The sequence below is a fragment of the Mycetohabitans sp. B46 genome (assembly GCF_037389205.1).
Lineage (GTDB): Bacteria > Pseudomonadota > Gammaproteobacteria > Burkholderiales > Burkholderiaceae > Mycetohabitans.
This window is the reverse complement of the sequence record NZ_JADBGL010000008.1, coordinates 179,273-199,553: the sequence shown is the minus strand read 5'-3', so window position 1 is coordinate 199,553 and position 20,281 is coordinate 179,273. Positions and strand designations below refer to the sequence as shown.

The 20,281-nt window shown below is 64.4% G+C and carries 15 protein-coding genes and 2 pseudogenes; 9 read left to right on the top strand and 8 right to left on the bottom strand.

Annotation, left to right across the window (positions count from 1 at the left end; translation table 11 throughout):
* Positions 1–129 precede the first annotated feature (129 nt).
* Positions 130–1,095, top strand: coding sequence for a protein translocase subunit SecD (gene secD / locus IHE30_RS10905; protein ID WP_337690522.1), 966 nt, complete (start codon positions 130–132; stop codon positions 1,093–1,095).
* 41 nt (positions 1,096–1,136) lie between these two features.
* A pseudogene (gene secF / locus IHE30_RS10900) lies at positions 1,137–2,094 on the top strand (protein translocase subunit SecF).
* Between the two features lie 57 nt (positions 2,095–2,151).
* Here secF and IHE30_RS10895 read toward each other — a convergent pair.
* A pseudogene (locus IHE30_RS10895) lies at positions 2,152–3,500 on the bottom strand (MFS transporter).
* Positions 3,501–4,034: 534 nt separating this feature from the next.
* On the opposite strand from IHE30_RS10895, the gene IHE30_RS10890 reads away from it, so the two are divergent.
* From IHE30_RS10890 to IHE30_RS10875, 4 genes are read left to right on the top strand one after another with little or no spacing between them, the layout of a single operon-like run.
* On the top strand, positions 4,035–4,679 hold the full coding sequence (locus tag IHE30_RS10890; protein ID WP_337690520.1) for a paraquat-inducible protein A: 645 nt from the start codon (positions 4,035–4,037) through the stop codon (positions 4,677–4,679).
* Positions 4,676–5,326 (top strand): paraquat-inducible protein A, encoded by a 651-nt coding sequence (locus IHE30_RS10885; protein WP_337690518.1) that lies wholly within the window; start codon positions 4,676–4,678, stop codon positions 5,324–5,326. Before IHE30_RS10890 ends, IHE30_RS10885 begins: the two co-directional genes overlap by 4 nt.
* Positions 5,319–6,992 carry a PqiB family protein gene (locus IHE30_RS10880; RefSeq protein WP_337690515.1) on the top strand — a complete coding sequence of 558 codons (1,674 nt, stop codon included), beginning with the start codon at positions 5,319–5,321 and terminating at the stop codon, positions 6,990–6,992. The genes IHE30_RS10885 and IHE30_RS10880 overlap by 8 nt, the downstream gene beginning before the upstream one ends.
* Positions 6,989–7,711 (top strand): PqiC family protein, encoded by a 723-nt coding sequence (locus tag IHE30_RS10875; RefSeq protein WP_337690514.1) that lies wholly within the window; start codon positions 6,989–6,991, stop codon positions 7,709–7,711. Before IHE30_RS10880 ends, IHE30_RS10875 begins: the two co-directional genes overlap by 4 nt.
* A gap of 14 nt (positions 7,712–7,725) precedes the next feature.
* Here IHE30_RS10875 and tgt read toward each other — a convergent pair whose 3' ends face one another.
* The gene (gene tgt, locus IHE30_RS10870) at positions 7,726–8,856 is read right to left on the bottom strand and encodes a tRNA guanosine(34) transglycosylase Tgt (RefSeq protein WP_337690513.1); all 1,131 of its coding nucleotides are present in this window, start codon (positions 8,854–8,856) and stop codon (positions 7,726–7,728) included.
* A gap of 64 nt (positions 8,857–8,920) precedes the next feature.
* Entirely contained in the window at positions 8,921–9,973 is a 1,053-nt protein-coding gene (queA, locus tag IHE30_RS10865; RefSeq protein WP_337690512.1) for a tRNA preQ1(34) S-adenosylmethionine ribosyltransferase-isomerase QueA, read from the bottom strand.
* A gap of 105 nt (positions 9,974–10,078) precedes the next feature.
* Between queA and recG the strand changes: the two genes are divergently transcribed.
* From recG to ubiA, 3 genes are all read left to right on the top strand, one after another.
* On the top strand, positions 10,079–12,589 hold the full coding sequence (recG, locus tag IHE30_RS10860; protein ID WP_337690510.1) for an ATP-dependent DNA helicase RecG: 2,511 nt from the start codon (positions 10,079–10,081) through the stop codon (positions 12,587–12,589).
* A gap of 252 nt (positions 12,590–12,841) precedes the next feature.
* The gene (locus tag IHE30_RS10855) at positions 12,842–13,801 is read left to right on the top strand and encodes a hydrogen peroxide-inducible genes activator (protein ID WP_337690508.1); all 960 of its coding nucleotides are present in this window, start codon (positions 12,842–12,844) and stop codon (positions 13,799–13,801) included.
* Positions 13,802–14,010: 209 nt separating this feature from the next.
* Complete coding sequence (gene ubiA, locus IHE30_RS10850; RefSeq protein ID WP_337690561.1) at positions 14,011–14,883, top strand: 4-hydroxybenzoate octaprenyltransferase; 873 nt, start codon at positions 14,011–14,013, stop codon at positions 14,881–14,883.
* A gap of 15 nt (positions 14,884–14,898) precedes the next feature.
* On the opposite strand, the gene proC is transcribed toward ubiA, so the two are convergent.
* The 5 genes from proC to IHE30_RS10825 are packed head-to-tail and all read right to left on the bottom strand — an operon-like array spanning position 14,899 to position 20,272.
* A complete protein-coding gene (proC, locus tag IHE30_RS10845) occupies positions 14,899–15,711 on the bottom strand; it encodes a pyrroline-5-carboxylate reductase (RefSeq protein WP_337690506.1) in 813 nt (270 codons plus the stop codon).
* The gene (locus IHE30_RS10840; protein ID WP_337690503.1) at positions 15,708–16,427 is read right to left on the bottom strand and encodes a YggS family pyridoxal phosphate-dependent enzyme; all 720 of its coding nucleotides are present in this window, start codon (positions 16,425–16,427) and stop codon (positions 15,708–15,710) included. The genes proC and IHE30_RS10840 overlap by 4 nt, the downstream gene beginning before the upstream one ends.
* A gap of 20 nt (positions 16,428–16,447) precedes the next feature.
* Positions 16,448–17,674, bottom strand: a complete 1,227-nt coding sequence (glcF, locus tag IHE30_RS10835) for a glycolate oxidase subunit GlcF (protein WP_337690502.1) — start codon at positions 17,672–17,674, stop codon at positions 16,448–16,450.
* Between the two features lie 8 nt (positions 17,675–17,682).
* Entirely contained in the window at positions 17,683–18,765 is a 1,083-nt protein-coding gene (gene glcE / locus IHE30_RS10830) for a glycolate oxidase subunit GlcE (protein WP_337690560.1), read from the bottom strand.
* A 13-nt stretch (positions 18,766–18,778) separates the two neighbouring features.
* The gene (locus tag IHE30_RS10825; RefSeq protein WP_337690500.1) at positions 18,779–20,272 is read right to left on the bottom strand and encodes an FAD-linked oxidase C-terminal domain-containing protein; all 1,494 of its coding nucleotides are present in this window, start codon (positions 20,270–20,272) and stop codon (positions 18,779–18,781) included.
* Between the last annotated feature and the right edge of the window lie 9 nt (positions 20,273–20,281).

The window sequence follows — 20,281 nt, the reverse complement described above, 5'->3', positions numbered from 1 at the left end:
ATTCGCGCATCAAGCGTACGAAGCACCGCAGGGCGAATGGGAGACCACGCTGGCCGAGATGGGACCGGATCACCGACGCGTCGGCCGGTTTCGACGAGCACCAGCGTCCGGCTGTGAAGATCCGCCTCGATGCGCCGGCGGACGGGTGCTGCGCGACGTGTCGCGCGACACATCGGCAAGCCGATGGCGATCGTGCTGTTCGAGAAGAACAAGGGCGAGGTGCTGACGGTGTGGGACGATCCAGTCCGAGCTTGGCGAAAACTTCCAGATCACCGGCCAGCGACGCCACAGGCGGCAACGGATCTCGCGCTGTTGCTGCGCGCCGGCTCGCTGGCCGCGCCGATGGAGATCATCGAGGAACGCACGATCGGACCGAGCCTGGGCGCGGACAACATCAAAAAGGGTTTCGACTCGGTGCAGTACGGGTTCGTCGCGATCGCGGTGTTCATGATCGCGTACTACATGCTGTTCGGACTCATCTCGGTGATTGCGTTGTCGGTGAACCTGCTGCTGCTCGTCGCGGTGCTGTCGATGATGCAGGCGACGCTGACATTGCCCGGCATCGCGGCGATCGCGCTGGCATTGGGCATGGCGATCGACGCCAACGTGCTGATTAACGAGCGCATTCGCGAAGAGCTGCGTCGCGGCGCGCCTGCGCAACTGGCGATCCAGAATGGCTTCTCGCATGCATGGGCGACAATCCTGGATTCGAACGTCACGACGCTGATCGCCGGGCTGGCGCTGCTCGCGTTCGGCTCCGGGCCGGTGCGCGGCTTTGCGGTCGTGCACTGCATCGGCATTCTGACATCGATGTTCTCCGCCGTGTTTTTCGCGCGTGGGCTGGTGAACCTGTGGTACGGTGGCAAGAAGAAGCTCAAGTCGCTGGCCATTGGTCAGGTATGGCGTCCGGAAGGCACGCCGGCCGCGTATGCCGAGTCTGCTCAGCAAGGAGCGGCTGGCGCGGCGCAGGCGCTGCCGCGCACCCCGGGCGCCAAGCGCACGGAACCGAAGCGCGCGGTACGGCGCAATGCGCCAGCGTGCCACGGCCCGGCGATGCGCCCTCATCGGAGCGCACACCGCAACGTGATGCGCTGACTAAGCCGGGCCAGTCCCGCTGACCACGCTCGGAGACCCTCATGGAATTTTTCCGGATTCGCAAAGACATTCCGTTCATGCAGCGGGCGGTTGATCTTCAACGTGATCTCGCTCGTGACGTTCCTGCTCGCGGTGTTCTTCCTGCTGCATCGTGGTTTGCATTTGTCGTCGGAATTTTACGGCGGCACCGTGCTAGAAATCCACACGCCGCAAGCCGCGCAAGTCGACCCGATCCGCGGCGCGCTAGACAAGATCGGCTATGCCGATGCGCAGGTACAGACCTTTGGCACGTCGCGTGATGTGCTGATTTCGACTGCCGTTGAAGGGGGGGCTGTCGTCGGCGCAGCAAAGCGATCAGGTGATGGCCGCGCTGAACGGGCTGGATGCGCAGATCAAGCTGCAACGCGTGGAGTTTTGTCGGGCCGCAGGTGGGCAAGGAGCTTGCGACCGACGGGTTGCTTGCGCGCTCGCCGGTGCGTAGTCTCGTGGGCATCGTGATCTATCTGTCGTTCCGCTTCGAATGGAAATATGCGATCGCCGGGATCATCGCGAACCTGCACGATGTCGTGATCATCCTGGGTTTCTTTGCGTTCTTCCAATGGGAGTTTTCGCTATCGGTGCTGGCCGCGGTGCTCGCAGTGCTCGGCTATTCGGTCAACGAGTCGGTCGTCATTTTCGATCGGATTCGCGAGACGTTTCGGCGCGAGCGCAAGATGACGGTCACCGAGGTTATCAATCATGCGATTACAAGCACGATGTCGCGTACAATCATCACGCACGGCTCGACGCAGATGATGGTGTTGTCGATGCTCTTGTTCGGCGGGCTGACGTTGCACTATTTCGCGCTGGCGCTGACCATCGGCATTTTGTTCGGCATCTATTCGTCGTTCGTCGCAGCGGCGCTGGCGATGTGGCTCGGCGTTAAGCGCGAAGACCTGATCAAAGGAAAAGAAGTCGGGGCACGACCCCAGCGATCCGAACGCCGGCGCGCAGGTGTAGCCGCGCTCGCCGCTCTGTGGCGGTTGGCCGGCCCGTGACTGGCCGGCCCGTGACGGCTCAGACCGGCCAGCCGCTACAATTGCTGCAACCGCTGCAATCAGCTCGCGCGTTCAGCGCACCGCGAGCCGCAGAGCACGCGAACAGCGCGACGATGCTGATCGCGGCCGCAAAGATCATGTAGAAGCCGGGCGCCACCTTGGTGCCAGTCGATGCGATCAACCATGAGATGATGAACGGTGCAAAGCCGCCGAAGATCGTCACAGCGATGTTGTACGACAGCGACAGCCCGGTCGTGCGGGTGCTGACCGGGAAAAATCTCCGACAGCAACCCGGGCAGCGTGGCGAAATAGCCGCTCATCAAAAAAACCGAAGATGATCTGCACGACCAGCAGCGTCGCTAAGGTTGGATGCGAGACCAGCGTCGCAAACGCAGGGTAGATCAGCACGAGGATCGCGATCGCCGACGCGAGCATGATGCCGATACGGCCGTGCCGGTCGGACCAGTGGCCCACTAGGGGCGACACGACCAGCTGGATCATGCCGGTCAACACGATCGCGGCGAACGACGCCGACGCCGGCAGGCCGAGCTGCTTCACCGCGAAGGTCGGCATGAACAGCACGACATATGTCGACACGGTGGCCAGAATCACCACGCCGATGGCGATCAGCAAACGCTCTTTCTGCGTCGCGAGGGTATCGCGCACGGGTGTCAACGTGGTCTTGCTCGACATCTCGGCCGCAACGAACTCGGGTGTCTCATCGACGCGCTTGCGGATATACCATGCGACCGGCCCAATCAATAGCCCGAAGAAAAACGGGATCCGCCAGCCCCATGCATCCATTTGCGCGGGTGACAGGTTGCTATTGAGCACGACGCCGAAGCTGGCTGCGAGCAGCGTCGTGAGCCCCTGGCTGGCGACTTGCCAACTAGAGAAAAAGCCACGGCGCTGCGGCATATGCTCAGCCAGGAACGCGGTGGCGCTGCCGAACTCGCCGCCGGCGGAAAAGCCTTGCAGCAATCGTGCGATGACTAGGATCAGCGGCGCGGCCAGCCCGATGGTCGCGTAATTGGGTAGCACCGCGATGATCAGCGTGCCGGCCATCATCAGCAAGATCGTCAGCGACAGCGCGGCCCGGCGGCCGGCGCGATCCGCATAAGCACCGAGCACGATAGCGCCCAGCGGCCGCATGAAGAACGATACGCCGAACGTGCCCAAGGTGAGCAGCAACGATATCGTGTCGTTGCCGGCCGGGAAGAATTGCCGGGAGATGACGACGGCAAAGAAGCCGTAGGCGACTAGATCGAACCATTCGAGTGCGTTGCCGATCGAGGCGGCGGCCACTGCGCGCCAAACCTTCGGCTGCACAGCCGGGGTGACGGACGACAACGAGACAGATGCACCCATGCGAGTCCCTTATTCTATGACTGCGTTGACGAATGCCGTCGCCTGATCGTTGCACGCACAATGATTTTTTGGCGCCGGTGCCTGCGTGCACCTCACCTTAACGGTAACGCCGTCGGATTTCAACCGTTAAAAAGGTGGGCCAGGGTCCGCCTTGCGATGCCGCATCGGCTGCGCGCGACGCGGTTCAAGCCGCTCACCCGGCCGCGTTTACTATTGCTTGATGCCTTCGATTTGGATCTAGAGCGTGGTCTGCATATTGAAGCTGTAGGACTTGCCATAGTCCAACCCGAAGTCAGCGCGGTTGAAGCTGGCCTTGGCATCGGCGCCGCATCATCCGCGTTTGAGCCTAGGCCGTCACCGTATCGCAACTGCCAATGCGACGTCAGCGGATGGCATGAAAGTCAGGCTCTCGTCGTAGGAAACAATGCAGTAGTATTTGCTCGAATCCATCCTCACGCTAAACGAGGCAACGCTGGCGCTATGCTTTGCTAAGATGGACCGCCGTGTGGCGCTTACCGGAACCGTCGAACCCGTATGGACCCTACCGAGCTGATTGCGTGTCACCAGTGCGACGCGCTGCATTACAAGCGCGCACTGCACCCGGGCACAGTCGCGCGCTGCGCTCGTTGTGGCGCAGTGCTGTATCGTGGCCTGTCCGGGCGGCTGGACCGAGTAACCGCAATGACGCTTGCCGCGCTGATCACGTTTGTCATCGCGCAGGCCGCGCCGATCGTTCAGTTGGAGACCAACGGGATCGTCACGCAGACCACGCTGGCCGCTGCGATTGCTGCGCTGTGGGCCGAAAACAGCCAGGTGATCGCGGTGCTCGTGCTGTGCTCCACGACGCTGTTTCCGCTCGCCGAATTGTGTGCGCTGCTCTACTTGCTGTTCTCGTTGCGCGCCGGCATTCGCCCGTATGCGTTCGACGAGTTGTTGCGGATGATCCAGTGGATCCGGCCGTGGGGCATGATCGAGGTATTCATGCTCGGCATGCTCGTCGCGCTAGTCAAGCTATCGAGCCTGGCGGAGATGCGCCCGGAAGCAGCGCTGTTCGCGTTCGGTGCGCTGACGCTGATGATCGCATCAGTGGTGACGTTCGATCCCCGTGTGCTATGGGACGTCGCGGACCGACTCGACGAAGGCGCCACCACGTGCAGCCGCGCGGCGAGGCATCCATGAGCGCGCCGCGCACGAGCTATCCAAGCGCGCGGCGCGCCGGCCTGGTGGCGTGCCATGCGTGCGGGCTGGTGTCGCCGTTGGTGCGCACCGGCGAGAGGCAGTGCTGTGCGCGTTGCGGCGCGACGCTGCACGTGCGCAAGCCGGATTCAATTGCGCGCACGTACGCGTTCTTAATGGCCGCAGCGATCATGTACGTGCCGGCGAACCTGTTGCCGGTGATGCATACGTCGTCGTTGCTTGGCTCGCAGGACGATACGATCATGTCTGGCGTCGTCTATTTCTGGACCTCTGGCGACTGGCCGCTGGCCGTGATCGTATTCGTGGCGAGCATCCTCGTGCCGATGCTCAAGCTCGCTGTGCTGACGCTGTTGGCCGTCACGGCCCAAACCGGTTTGAGATGGCGGCCGTTGCAGCGCACGCGGCTGTATCGCGGCGTCGAGGCGATCGGCCGCTGGTCGATGCTGGATATCTTTGTCATCACGCTGACCGTCGCGCTGGTGCGCTTCCGCTCGCTCGCGGAAATGACCGCTGGACCCGGTGCGGTTGCGTTTGGCGTGGTCGTCGTACTCACGATGATCGCCTCAATGCAATTCGATCCCCGCCTGATCTGGGACAACATCGAATCGTCAGGAAAGGAACATGAATAACAAAAACAGCGCCACCGAGGCCGGCTCGCCGGAGGCGGAGCCGGGCGGCCTTCTTGGGGCTGCTGACGGTGGCGTGCCGCCGCATTTGCCGGAGCCGGTCGTGCAGCGCAGGAGCCGCTGGCTGCCGTCGCTGGTCTGGGTAGTGCCGCTGATCGCCGCGCTGGTCGGCGTGTCGCTGTTCGTGAAGACGGTGCTGGAGCGCGGGCCGATGATCACTATCACATTCAGGACGGCCGAAGGGCTCGAGCCGGGCAAGACGCAGGTTAAATACAAAGACGTGGTGATCGGCGCAGTGAAGACCATTACGCTGTCCAAGGACCTGGCCACCGTGCTCGTGACCGTCGAGTTGACCAAGCAGGCCGAGGATTTCGCCGTTGACGACACGCGCTTCTGGGTCGTACGGCCGCGCGTGGCGGCCAGCGGCGTATCGGGGCTGAACACGCTGCTCTCGGGCGCCTATATTGGAGTGGATGCGGGCCGGTCGCGGGAAACGCGCAAGCAGTTCCTTGGACTCGAACAGCCGCCGCCGATCACGCGTGATCAGAGCGGGCACCAATTCGTGCTGCACGGCGATAGCCTGGGGTCGGTTGATATTGGCTCGCCGGTATTCTATCGGCGCGTGCAGGTCGGGCAGGTGGTGGGCTACAGTCTCGACCCGAATGGCACCGGCGTGACGATGCAAGTATTCGTCAATGCGCCCTATGATCAGTACGTCGGTGAGAACACGCGCTGGTGGCATGCGAGCGGCGTCGACCTGCGGCTCGATTCAGGCGGCTTTAAGCTCAATACGCAATCGCTGGCAGCCATGGTGATTGGTGGCATCGCGTTCCAATCGCCGCCGAGCGAGCCGGTGGGCACACAAGCGCGCAATGACGCCCATTTCCGCCTGGCGAGCGATGAGGCCGATGCGATGCGGGCGTCGGACGGCGAGGCGGTGTCGTTCGTGCTGAACTTCAATCAGTCGCTGCGTGGCCTGTCGGTCGGCGCGCCAGTTGATTTCCGCGGCATCGTGCTGGGCCAGGTGCGCTCGATCGGCATCGATTACGATCCGGTGAAGCACGCGTTCTTGATGCCGGTGACCGTCGAGCTGTATCCGGACCGGCTCGGGCCGCGCGTGCGCGAAGCAGCGCGCACCGGCGGCGTGCGAGCGCGCGCGACGATGATCGAGAGCCTGGTGAAATCGGGGCTGCGGGCCCAGTTGCGCACTGGCAACCTGATCACCAGCCAGTTATACGTCGCGCTGGACCTTTTCCCGAATGCGCCGCCGGCTAAGGTGAACATGAGCCGCTCGCCGATCGAGTTGCCGACCGTGCCCAATACGCTGGACGAACTGCAACTGCAGGTGGCCGACATTGCGAAGAAGCTCGACAAGGTGCCGTTCGACGAGATCGGCACGCGCTTGAACAGCACCCTGAAGAACGCGGACAGCTTGTTTAAGCAACTTGATACACAGCTTGCGCCGCAGGCCAAGGACACGTTGAGCACGGCGCAGCAAACGTTCCATGCTGCACAGTCGTCGCTGCAACAGGACTCGCCGCTGCAGACCGACGTGCGCCAGGCGCTGCAACAGCTAACTCGTACGCTGCAGTCGCTCAGTACGCTGTCGGACTATCTCGAACGTCATCCTGAATCGCTGCTGCGCGGCAAGGGGAGGGATCAACCATGAAGTCGTGCCGATCTTCGCGGCGCTGCACCGCACACATCGCGCCGCTTGCCGTCCTGTGCACGGCGGCGTTGCTTGTGAGCGCGTGTGGCAGTGTAGTGCCCGATCGCTTCTATACGCTGGCGGGACAGGCACGCGGGGCGCCGCGTGCGGCGCCAGCAAAGTTTTATATCGAGTTAATGCCGGTTGACGTGCCGCAGCAAGTGGCTCGCTCCCAATTCGTCGTCACGACCGGGCCGGGCCAGGTGGAGTTGCTCGAGCACGAGCGGTGGAGCGCGCCGTTGTCCGACGAGGTGGGCCGCGCGCTGTCCGACGAACTGAGTCGTACGCTCGGCGCGATCGATGTCTATCGCACGCCGCATCCGGCCACTTCGCCGGTGTTCCGGATCCACGTTAACGTGCAGCGCTTCGAATCGGCGCCCGGTGCACACGCCGGCGTGGAGGCGACGTGGAGTGTGCGTGCGTTGCCCGACGGGGCGCCCGTGACATGCCACAGCACGATCGAGGAGCCCGTTGCGGCCGGCTATGATGCGCTGGTGGCCGGTCATCGGCGTGCGCTGCAACGCTTGTCAGTCGACATCGCCGACGTGGTGCGCGAGCTTGTGCAGCATCGCTGCGCGACCTCTGCCTGCGCCGCGCCGCCAATTGGGCGCACCAGCGCCAGCATCGCGCCCACGGGGGCAGCGCCGGATCCGGTGCTGCGATGCCCGGCTCCTGCGTAAGCGCGCGTGAGCCGCTATTCGACGCCGCGTGCGCGGTCCGCGTGAAAGCGGGTCACGAACGCGTTGAACGTTCCCGCCTCGATGGCATCGCGGATCTCCTGCATTAAGTTTAGATAGTAATGCAGATTGTGGATCGTGTTCAGTTGCGCGCCGAGAATTTCACCGACGCGATGCAGGTGATGCAGGTACGCGCGCGAAAAGTGGCGGCACGTATGGCAGGCGCAGCTTTCGTCCAGCGGCCGCGTGTCATTGCGGTGCATCGCATTGCGGATCTTTAGGTCACCGAACCGCGTGAATAGCCAGCCGTTGCGCGCGTTGCGCGTGGGCATCACGCAGTCGAACATGTCGATGCCGGCGGCCACGCCGACCACCAGGTCCTCCGGCGTGCCAACCCCCATTAGATAGTGCGGCTTGTCGACCGGCAGCCTGGGGCCGATGTGCTGCAGCACGCGCAGCATGTCTTCCTTTGGTTCGCCGACTGATAGGCCGCCAATCGCGTAGCCGTCAAAGCCGAGGTCCGACAGTCCCGCGAGCGATTCATCGCGCAGTGCTTCGTACATGCCACCCTGCACGATGCCGAACAGCGCGTTTGGATTGGCAAGGCGCCTGAATTCGTTGAGCGAGCGTTTGGCCCAGCGCAGCGACATCTGCATCGAGCGTGCCGCGGCATCATGCGAGGTGGGCACGCCATCGGTCGCGTACGGGGTGCACTCGTCGAATTGCATCACGATGTCGGAGTTCAGCACCTTTTGCACCTGCATCGACACCTCGGGCGACAGGAACAGCCGGTCGCCGTTGATCGGCGACGCGAACGTCACGCCATCCTCGGTGATTTTGCGCAGCTCGCCGAGCGAGAACACCTGGAAGCCGCCGGAGTCGGTCAGGATCGGCCGTTGCCAGCCCATGAAGCGGTGCAAGCCGCCATGCGCGGTGATCGTGTCGAGTCCTGGGCGCAGCCATAGATGAAACGTGTTGCCCAGGATGATCTGCGCGCGGATGTCCTCAAGTTCGCGTGGTGCCACGGCCTTAACCGTGCCATAGGTGCCGACCGGCATAAAGATCGGTGTGTCGATCGTGCCGTGGTTTAGCGTCAGTCGGCCGCGCCGTGCGAGGCCATCGGTGCGCAAGAGGTCAAATTTCAACATGATGGGTTTAGGGCGGGCTCAGGGGCGGTGCGCGATGACGGCGAGCGCGGGTGGCGATGCCGGGTCATCGCTGTGCGGCGGACGCGGCCCGTGTGAGCAGCATCGCGTCGCCGTAGCTGAAAAAACGGTAGCGTTGCGCGATCGCGTGGCGGTACGCGCGGCGGATCGGCTCGACACCGGCGAACGCGGACACCAGCATGAGCAGCGTCGACTTCGGCAAATGAAAGTTCGTCACGAGCCGGTCGATGACGCGGAACTGGTAACCGGGCGTAATGAAGATGTCCGTCTCGGCACGGACCGCACGCAGCTCACGGCCATCGCGCTCGGCATCGCGAGCTGCCGCCTCCAGTGCGCGCATCGACGTCGTGCCGACCGCGATTACTGAGCGTCCCGCAGCCCGCGTGGCCTCGATGGCCTCGACGAGCGTCGGCGGGATGTGGTACCACTCGCTGTGCATCTTGTGCTGCGCAATGTCGTCGGTGCGCACCGGCTGGAACGTGCCGGCACCCACGTGCAGCGTCAACGTCGCGCGGCGTACGCCGCGCACGTCCAGCGCGGCCAGTGTTGGCGCATCGAAGTGCAAGCCGGCGGTGGGCGCCGCGACCGCGCCCGGCGTCGTCGCGAACACGGTTTGATAACGTGCCTCGTCATACGTGTCGGGAGTATGCTCGATGTAGGGCGGTAGCGGCAACCGACCATGCCGGTCAATCAATTCGATGCAATCGTGCGGGAAATGCAGCGTATGAAATGGCTCGACGCGCTCGCCGACGGTCACCTCGAAGGCGTCCGCGAGCCGAATTGTCGAACCCGGCGCGGGGCGCTTGCTTGCACGGATTTGCGCGAGCGCGGTGCGCGGACCGGTCACGCGCTCGATCAGTACCTCGACGCGTCCGCCGCTCGCCTTGACCCCGTCGAAGCGGGCTTTGAGCACTTTCGTGTCGTTGAACACCAGCAGGTCGCCGGGCTCGATGCAAGCCGGCAGTTCACCGAAACGGCGGTCCAGCAGGGCACCGCTCGGCGTGACTTCGAGCAGGCGGCTCGCGCTGCGCTCGGGCAACGCATGTTGTGCGATCAGCTCAGGGGGCAGATCGAAATCGAAATCGGATAGCGCGTACATGACAGGGGACCGGGTAGCGCAACGGCACGCTCGCGCAACCGCGCTACCCTGATGCACAATGCAGGGCCGTGCCAATAAAATCGATATTGTACTTGCGATAGCCCGATGCCTTTGTCCCGTCATCCGCAGTTGGTGTTACCGCGATCAGGTGAACCTGACGCCGTACCTGGCGATGCCACCGCAGGCGGTGCCGCTACGCCCGAGCGCGCCGCCGCCGGGCCGTCGGCACACAAGCGCCCCCCGGCGGCCATGGCCGGCGACGAGGCTGCGCTCCAAGCCGCTGATGACACGGCGGCCCAAGCTGCCGGCAATCCCGCCATTCAGCCCGCTGGCAAGGTTTCGACCCAGCCCGCCGGCAAGGCGCCGACGGGGGCCACTGCGCAGGACCCGGCCGAACCTGCTACCGAGGTTTCAGCCCCATCTGCCACCGGGGCTTCAGCCAAACCTGCCACCGGGGCTTCAGCCCAACCTGCTAACGGGGCTTCGGCCAAACCTGCTACTGAGGCTTCGGCCAAACCCGTCGCTAAGGCGACGACCCAGTCCGCCGGCAAGTCGGGTGTTAGGCCGAGCGACAAACTGGCCCGGTTGGGGCTGGTGCGCGACATCGACTTAGTGCTGCATTTGCCGATGCGCTACGAGGACGAGACGACGCTGACGCCGATTGGCCAACTGCTGCCAGGCATGACCGCGCAGGTCCAGGGCGAAGTGGTGGACAACGAGATCACCTATCGGCCACGCCGCCAGATGCTGGTGCGGCTGCGCGACGAGCATGGCGATGTGCTGATGCTGCGGTTTTTGAACTTTTGGGGCTCCCAGGCCCGGCAACTCGCCTCTGGCGCGCGCTTGCGCGTGCGTGGTGACGTGCGAGGGGGCTTCTTCGGGATGGAAATGGTCCATCCGGTATACCGCGTGGTTGAAGACGACACGCCGTTGCCCGACGCGTTGACGCCTGTGTACTCGAGCACAGCCGGCGTGTCGCAGGCGTATTTGCGCCGCGCGATCGACAACGCGCTGCAACGCACGCCATTGCCGGAGTTGCTGCCGCCGCGGATCGCCGACGCGTTCCTGGCCCCGCTTGGGGTGCCGTCGCTGGCCGATGCGGTGCGCACGCTGCATCACCCGCGTGCGGATGCGGATGAGGCCGCCCTAATGGATCGGACTCATCCGGCGTGGTTACGGATCAAATTCGACGAGTTGCTCGCGCAGCAATTGTCGCTCAAGCGCGCGCATGACGAGCGGCGCTTGCGCGCCGCACCGGCGATGGCGCGTCGTCCCGCCGCCGATCGCGACGCGCTCGTCACGCGGCTGCATGCCGCGCTGCCGTTCCAGTTGACCGGCGCGCAGCAGCGGGCCAGCGAGCAAATTGCGGCGGACCTGGCCGCGGCGCATCCGATGCAGCGGCTGCTGCAGGGGGACGTGGGCAGCGGCAAGACAGTGGTCGCCGCGCTGGCGGCGGCGCAGGCGATCGATGCCGGCTATCAGGCGGCGCTGATGGCCCCCACTGAGTTGCTGGCCGAGCAACATGCGCGCAAACTGCGCGGCTGGCTCGAGCCGCTTGGTGTGCGCACGGCGTGGCTGGCCGGCAGCCTGAAGGCGCGCGACAAGCGCGCCGCACTGGAGGCGGTGGCCAGCGGCGATGCGCCGCTGGTGATCGGCACGCATGCGATGATTCAGGAGGCAGTGAAATTCGCTCGGTTGGGTTTGGTGATCGTGGACGAGCAGCACCGCTTTGGCGTCGAACAGCGGCTTGCACTGCGCGCGAAGGCGCAGGCTGAAGCCGCGGTGTCGGGGTTCCAGCCGCATCAATTGATGATGTCTGCGACACCGATTCCGCGCACGCTCGCGATGACGTACTACGCGGACCTGGACGTGTCCACGATCGACGAGTTACCACCGGGGCGCACGCCGGTGCTCACCAAGCTGGTATCGGATGCGCGTCGCGATGAAGTGATTGCCCGCGTGCGCGAGGCCGCACTGGCTGGACGCCAGGTGTACTGGGTGTGCCCGTTGATCGAGGAGAGCGAGGCGCTGCAATTGCAGACTGCCGTGGACACCTATGAGACGCTCGTCGCCGCGCTGCCGCAGTTGCAGGTGGGACTGGTGCATGGTCGCCTGGCGGCAGCCGACAAGGCCGACGTGATGGCGCGCTTTACCCGCAACGAGATCCATTTGCTGGTAGCGACCACGGTGATCGAGGTCGGCGTTGATGTGCCCAATGCGTCGTTGATGGTAGTCGAGCACGCGGAGCGCTTCGGTCTCGCGCAATTGCACCAATTACGCGGCCGGGTTGGCCGGGGCAGCCAGTCGTCGGTGTGCCTGCTGATGTACGCCAGCCCGCTGTCGTTGGCGGCGCGCGAACGACTGCGTACGATGCGCGAGACCACGGACGGTTTTGAAATCGCGCGTCGGGATCTGGAGATTCGCGGCCCCGGAGAATTCCTCGGCGCGCGGCAATCCGGCGCAGCGATGCTGCGCTTTGCAGATATCGAGCAGGATGCTTGGCTGATCGAGCCGGCACGGCGTGCGGCCGAGCGGCTGCTGAGCGAGTATCCGCAGGTCGCCGCCGCGCATTTGGCTCGTTGGCTCGGCAGCCGCGAGCAGTACTTGAAGGCGTGAAAAGTGTAAGGCACGAAAGCACGAAAGCACGAAAGCACGAAAGCACGAAAGCACGAAAGTGCGAAAGTGCGAAAGTGCGAAAGTGCGAAAGTGCGAAAGGCGTGAAGGCGTGAAGGCGCGAAGGTGTGAAGGTGTGAAGGTGTGAAGGCGGATCGGCCGTGCCGGCGAGGGTGCGTACAGGCCCCTTGGCAAACGGGCCGGCAACGCGTATAAGAGAAAATCTATCGAAAGTATCGCCTCGATTAGTCGATAATGACGCTCACCGAACTCAAGTACATTGTTGCCGTTGCCCGGGAACGCCATTTTGGCCGGGCCGCGGAGGCATGTTTCGTCAGCCAGCCGACGTTGTCGGTCGCGATCAAGAAGCTCGAGGACGAACTAAATGTTCAGATCTTCGAGCGCGGTACCAGCGAGGTCAGCGTTACGCCGATCGGTGAGCAGATCGTTACCCAGGCGCAGCGTGTGCTTGAGCAAACGCTTGCAATCAAGGAAATCGCCAAGCAAGGCAAGGATCCGCTGGTCGGGCCGCTGCGGCTTGGCGTGATCTATACGATCGGCCCCTATTTGCTGCCGGCGCTGGTCAAGCAGATGATCGAGACGGTGCCGCAGATGCCGCTGATGCTGCAGGAGAACTTCACGCTGAAGCTGATCGAACTGCTCAAGCAAGGTGAGATCGACGTCGCGATCATGGCACTGCCGTTCCCGGAAACCGGCTTGATGGTCCGTCCGCTGTATGACGAGCCGTTTGTGGTCGCGCTTCCTGCGGGGCACCCGTGGGAGCGACGCAGCGCGATCCATGCCGAGGACCTGAAGCAAGAAACGATGTTGCTGTTGGGCAGTGGCCATTGCTTTCGGGACCATGTATTGGGCGTATGCCCGGAGCTTATGCGCTTTTCGCAAAATGCAGACGGGATTCAAAAGACGTTCGAGGGCAGCTCGCTGGAGACGATCCGCCACATGGTGGCCAGCGGCGTGGGCATTACCGTGCTGCCGCGCACCTCGGTGCAGGAAGTACGCGCGCATGCGAGCGGCGTGGACAACGGCCTGCTCAGCTACGTGCCGTTTACCGAGCCGCAGCCGGACCGGCGCGTGGTGCTGGCATGGCGCAAGAGCTTCACGCGGATGCCGGCGATCGATGCGATCTGTGATGCGATTCATGCGTGCGAGCTACCCGGTACACGCAAGCTTGAGCTACCCGCCGCGGTCAATTGACCGTTGCACCCGGATAGGCGTTTTGCCGCTCGATACGTCCCATGCCGCTTCGTGTGCTGCAAGGCTGGCGTGGCATGCGGCACGCCTGGAGAACGTGGCGCAACTGGAGAACTGGCACGGGGGCTACGCCGCGCAGGCGGCAAGCGGCGGCCTACGCGCGTTTTCGCCTAGAATAACGGATCACGACGTTTCGATCCGAGTGCTGCATGATGTCCGCGCTAACCTTGCGCCTGCCGTTGTATTTCCGCCTGCTGCGGCTGCATAAGCCGATCGGCAGCGTGCTGCTGCTGTGGCCGACGCTGAATGCGTTATGGGTAGCGGCAGACGGCCGTCCACCCGCCTATATCGTGGTGATCTTCGCGATTGGCACAGTTCTGATGCGCTCGGCCGGATGCGCGGTCAACGATTACGCGGATCGGGATTTCGACAAGCATGTGAAGCGCACACAGGATCGCCCTCTCACGTCGGGCCAGATCGCCCCATGGAAAGCCCTTGTCGTGGCGGCCGCGCTTGCGCTGGTGTCGTTCCTGCTGATCCTGCCGCTGAATGCGCTGACCCAGTGGCTATCCGTCGCGGCGCTATTCGTGGCGGGTACGTATCCGTTTATGAAGCGCTTTTTCGCGATTCCGCAGGCCTATCTGGGCATTGCGTTCGGTTTCGGGATCCCGATGGGGTTCGCCGCGATCCAGAACCATGTGCCGCCGCTCGCGTGGCTGATGCTGCTGGCGAACGTGTTCTGGTCGGTCGCCTACGATACGGCCTACGCGATGGTGGACCGGGATGATGACATCAAGATCGGCATCCGCACGTCCGCATTGACGTTCGGCCGTTTCGACGTGCTGGCCGTGATGCTGTGCTACGCAGCGATGCTGAGCATCTATGCGTGGATCGGCTATGCGCTGCACGGGTCCATCGCATACTGGGCCGGATGGGCGGGCGCGCTCGGCTGTGCAGCGTACCACTACACGTTGATCCGCGACCGCGACCGAATGCGGTGCTTTGCGGCGTTCATGCACAACAATTGGCTCGGCGGCATCCTGTTCGCCGGCATCGCCGCGCACTATGCCAGCACAGGGCACTGAGCGCGCGGCGCCTGTTCATTGCTTGCCGAACGCGTCGCCTATCTGGATCGCCCGGGCGTGGGCCGCCAACGCGCCGCGTACGATCGCCGCGCCGATGCCGTCGGCCTCGAAGGACTCGAGCGCGGCGGCCGTTGTGCCACCTTTCGAGGTCACGCGCTCGCGCAGCACGCTGGCAGGCTCGCCTGACTGTGCGGCCAGTTGAGCGGCGCCGGTGAACGTGGCGAGTGCCAGCGCGCGCGCCTGTTCGTCATCGAGTCCCAGTTCGCGTGCAGCGCGCTGCAGGGCCTCAATGAAGTAGAACACGTAGGCTGGGCCGCTGCCCGAAATGGCCGTCACCGCATCGATTTTCGATTCGTCGTCGCACCACACAACCTCGCCTACCGCGCGCAGCACCCGCTCGGCGAGTGCCCGGCCGGCATCATCGACACCGTGCAGCGCTGCCAGGCCGGTCACCCCGCTGCCGATCAGCGCTGGGGTATTGGGCATCGTGCGTATCACGCGCTGGTAGCCGTTGAGCCAATGCGCGATGTCTGCAGCGCGGATCCCGGCGGCAATGCTGATGATCAGCTGCGCACGCAACCACGGCACGAGCGATTCGACCACGGCTTTCATCACCTGGGGCTTGACCGCGATGACGATGGCATCGTAGTCGCCGAGCGACGCGTCGGCAGCCTCGCCGGTACGTATTGGGTGCTGCTGCGTCAAGCGTGTGCGCGCGTCGGCCGATGGGTCGATGGCGTACAGGTCAGCGGCCGGGATGCCACGCTTGAGCAGCCCACCGATCAGGGCGGCGGCCATGTTGCCTGCGCCGATGAATGCGATTTTCATAGAGATGTTGTTCCGTGAGTGGGGTAGGTTCGTGGGCCAAAAATCGCGGTGCCGACCCGCACGATCGTTGCGCCTTCGAGAATGGCCGCGTCCAAATCGGCCGACATGCCCATCGACAGCGTATCGAGGCCGAGGCCTTGCGCATTGACAGCATCGAATAGTTCACGCAATTGCCGATGCAGCGCGCGCTGCGCGTGCAGCCCGGACACGGGCTCAGGGATCGACATCAATCCGCGCAGCCGCAGTCGGGGCAGCGCCGCAACGTCACGCGCCAGCGTGGCCACCTCATCGGGCGCGACGCCGCTCTTGGACGCCTCGCCGCTGACGTTTACCTGCACGCAGACATTGAGCGGCGGCAGGTGGGCCGGCCGTTGCTCGGACAGCCGGTGCGCGATCTTGAGTCGATCGATTGAATGCACCCAGTCGAACTGCTCGGCGACCGGCCGCGTCTTGTTCGACTGCAGTGGTCCGATGAAATGCCATTCGAGCGACGCACGCAACGGCTGCAGGGCGGCGATTTTATCCAATGCCTCCTGCACATAGTTTTCACCGAACGCCTGCTGGCCCGCCGCGTGGGCAGTGCGTAGGGCATCGGCCGGAAAGGTTTTGGATACGGCGAGCAATTGTACGCTCGCCGGATCGCGGCCGGCGGCCGCAGCCACCGCGGCAATGCGTCGGCGGACTTCGTCCAGATGTTGCGCAATGAGGGTGGGCATGACGTGGAACGGGGAAGGGTTTAATCGGACAGCAGACGATCGACGAGTTCGATCCAATGCGCGACCGGCGTTGACGTGCCGCTTTGCAGGTGCGCGATGCAGCCCACGTTCGCCGAGACGATCATCTGTGGCTCGAGTGCCGACAAGCGTTCAAGCTTCTGGTTGCGCAGCGTGTAGGACAGCGCCGGCTGCAGCACCGAGTACGTGCCGGCCGAGCCGCAGCAAAGGTGCGCGTCGGAGGGTACACGCACCTCCAACCCAAGCGCCTGGAGCAGCCGCTCGACGCGCCCGGTAATTTTCTGCCCATGCTGCAGCGTGCATGGTGGGTGGTAGGCGACCGTATGTATGTCGCGCCGGCGGATGCGGGACGCAAGCTCGGCTTCATAGCGGGGCAGCAGCTCGGCCAGGTCTTGTGCCAGGCTGGCCACGTGCGCCGCCTTATGGGCGTAGGCCGGATCGTCGCGCAGCAGGTGTCCGTATTCCTTGATCGTCGCGCCGCACCCGGAGGCATTGATGACGACGGCTGCCGCGCCCTGCTCGATGTGGGGCCACCATGCGTCGATGTTGCGGCGTGCGTCATCGAGCGTTTCCGCGTGGTACCCCAAGTGCAGCCGGATGGCGCCGCAGCAGCCAGCGTCGTCGGCCACGACCGGCTCGATGCCGAGCGCGTCGAGCACGCGCGCGGTCGCTACGTTGATGTTGGGCATCATGCCGGGCTGCACGCAGCCGGTCAGCATTAGCATCCTGATCTGGTGCCGCGCTGTCGGCCACGCGCGCGGACGTTGCCGTGGCGGCACCTTGTCGCGCAGTCGCTTGGGCAACAGCGGGCGCAAATATTGTGCGAGCCGCATCGCCGGCGTGAACAGTGTCGCATTCGGCAGAAAGCTCGCCAGCAGGCGCCGTACGAGCCGCGAGCGCCAGCGGCGCGGCACCTTTTGCTCGACGAGCTTGCGTCCGATGTGTGCCAGTCGCCCGTACTGCACGCCGGACGGACAAGTCGTCTCGCAATTGCGGCACGTCAGACAGCGGTCCAGGTGCAACTGCGTGCTCTGCGTGACCGGCGCGCCCTCGAGCATTTGCTTGATCAAATAGATGCGCCCGCGCGGGCCGTCCAGCTCGTCGCCAAGGATTTGATAGGTAGGGCAGGTCGCCGTGCAGAAACCGCAATGCACGCATTGACGCAGGATGGCATGGGCCTCGTGGCCGTCCGGCGTATGGCGAATGAAGTCCGCAAGATTGGTCTGCATCGCAGCGGTCAGAGGTCCGGATAGAGCCGGCCACGATTGAAGATGCGTGCCGGGTCGAATACCGCTTTCAGGCGGCGATGAATGCTCATCAGCGGCGATGGCAGCGCAGTGAATACGCCGACGTTACGATTGTAGCGTGAACCGCAGCGAAACAGCGTCGCATGGCCACCGGCCTGCCGCACCGCCATGCGCACCGTCTGCGCATCGGTATCGGTAACCCACCAGCGCTGCGCGCCCCCCCATTCCATTAACTGGACCCCGGGTAATTGTAGCGGTTCGGTGATCGATGGCAGCGATAGGCGCCATAGCGCCGCGTCAGCGGGAATCATCCGAAAAAATGCATCGGTCTGCTCGCGTAGCCCGGTCCAGAAACGCTCGGCCTCCACCGCGTCGATCACTTCGCCGCCGAGCGTGTTACGCGCGCTCTTGAGCGCACTGTCTGCGCCGCCCAGGCGCAACGCCAGCGTGCCGTTACGCCACGCACTGGCCGTCAGCGGTAGCGGCCGGCCGGCCCATTCGTTGAGCTTGCGTACCGCGTCGGTGGCATTCATGTCGAACTTCAGCGTCAACTCTGCATGCGGGCGCGGCAGCACTTTCAACGACACGTCCAGCAGCAGGCCGAGCGTGCCGAGTGAGCCGGCCATCAGCCGCGCGATATCGTAGCCGGCGACATGCTTCGTCACGCGCCCGCCGAAGCGCAGCACGTCGCCGCGTCCGTTCATCACGGACGCACCCAGCACGAAGTCGCGCGCCGCGCCCGCGCTGGCACGGCGTGGGCCAGCCAGGCCGGCGGCGATGCAGCCGCCGATCGTCGCGCCACGACCGAAGTGCGGCGGCTCGAATGCGAGCATCTGACGATGTTCAGCCAGTGTCGCTTCGATGTCGGCCAACGGCGTGCCGCAGTACGCGGTGATCAGCCGTTCGGCTGGATCGTAGGCGACGATGCCGCTTACCACGCGCGTATCGAGCACTTCCCCCTCGATATTTTGGCCATACCACGACTTCGTGCCACCACCGCGAATCTGCAGCGGCATGCCGCGCTCGCTGGCTTGCGTGACCTGCGAGCGCAGGCTCGCGTAGGGATGCGGCATCTGCGTCATCGTGTCAGAGCCTTGGCAACTCGGGATGCGGCAGCAAACCTTGATGGCTCCGCATCCTGCCGTACTCGGCACAGCGCGCCCGCGTTGGGATGCCCTTGCCCGGATTCAGCAGTCCTGGCGGGTCGAACGCGCACTTAACCGCGAGGAGCGCATCGTGCTCCTCAGCACAGAATTGCACGCCCATCGCATCGATCTTCTCGATGCCTACGCCATGCTCGCCGGCGATTGTGCCGCCGAGCCCCACGCAGGTTTCCAGAATGTGCGTACCGAATGTCTCGGCGCGCCGCCACTCATCGGGATCGTTGCCGTTGAATAGGATCAGCGAACGCATGTTGCCGTCGCCCGCATGGAAGACGTTCATGCAGCGCAGCCCATATTGCTTTTCCATTTCGGCGAGGCGCGCGAGCAGCGGCCCGATCGCCCGCCGCGGCACGGTACCGTCCATGCAATAGTAGTCCGGCGAGATACGCCCCGCGGCCGGAAAGGCATTCTTGTGCCCGGACCAGAACTTGAGCCGCTCCGTCTCCGAGCGCGAGATCTGGATCCGCGTCGCGCCGTGCGCACGCAGCACCGCAGTCATGCGCACAATCTCGTTGGCGACCTCGTCGGGCGTGCCGTCGGACTCGCACAGCAGGATAGCCTGCGCCTCCAGGTCGTAGCCGGCCTGCACGAATTCTTCCACCGCGCGCGTGGCCAGCTGGTCCATTATTCCGAGGCCTGCGGGCACAATGCCGGCCGCAATGATCGCCGCGGCCGCGTCGCCGCCCTTGACTACGTCATCAAAGCTGGCCATGATGACCTGCGCCACTTGCGGCTTCGGGATCAGCCGGACCGTCACCTCCGTGACGACGGCAAACATGCCTTCGCTGCCGACCAGCACTGCCAGCAGGTCTAGCCCCGCACAATCCGGCCCCAGTGAACCGAATTCGACCAGGTCGCCCTCCATCGTGACCGCGCGCACGCGCAGCACGTTATGCACGGTCAAGCCGTATTTCAAGCAATGCACGCCGCCAGCATTCTCGGCGACATTGCCTCCGATCGTGCAGGCGATCTGCGAGGATGGATCAGGCGCGTAGTACAGCCCGTATGGCGCAGCCGCCTCCGAGATCGCCAGATTGCGCACACCGGGCTGGAGCGTCGCGGTACGCGCGTAGGGATCGATGTTGACGATCTTGCTGAGGCGCGCGAGCGACAGCACGATGCCATCGCGCAGCGGCATCGCGCCACCGGACAGACCCGTGCCGGCGCCACGCGGCACCACCGGCACGTCGAGCCGGTGGCATGTCTGCAGCACACGCCGCACTTGCGATTCTGTCTCGGGCAGCACGACCGCGAGTGGCAGCTGCCGATACGCGGCAAGCCCATCGCATTCGTACGGTGCCGTATCCTCGTCGCGATATAGCAGGCAGTGTGGGGGCAACACCGTCGTCAGCGCCTGAACCACTTCGCGTTGTCGCGCCGCGATGGCTTCCGGGGACGGTTCGACTGAAGCGTTCATGACATGCTC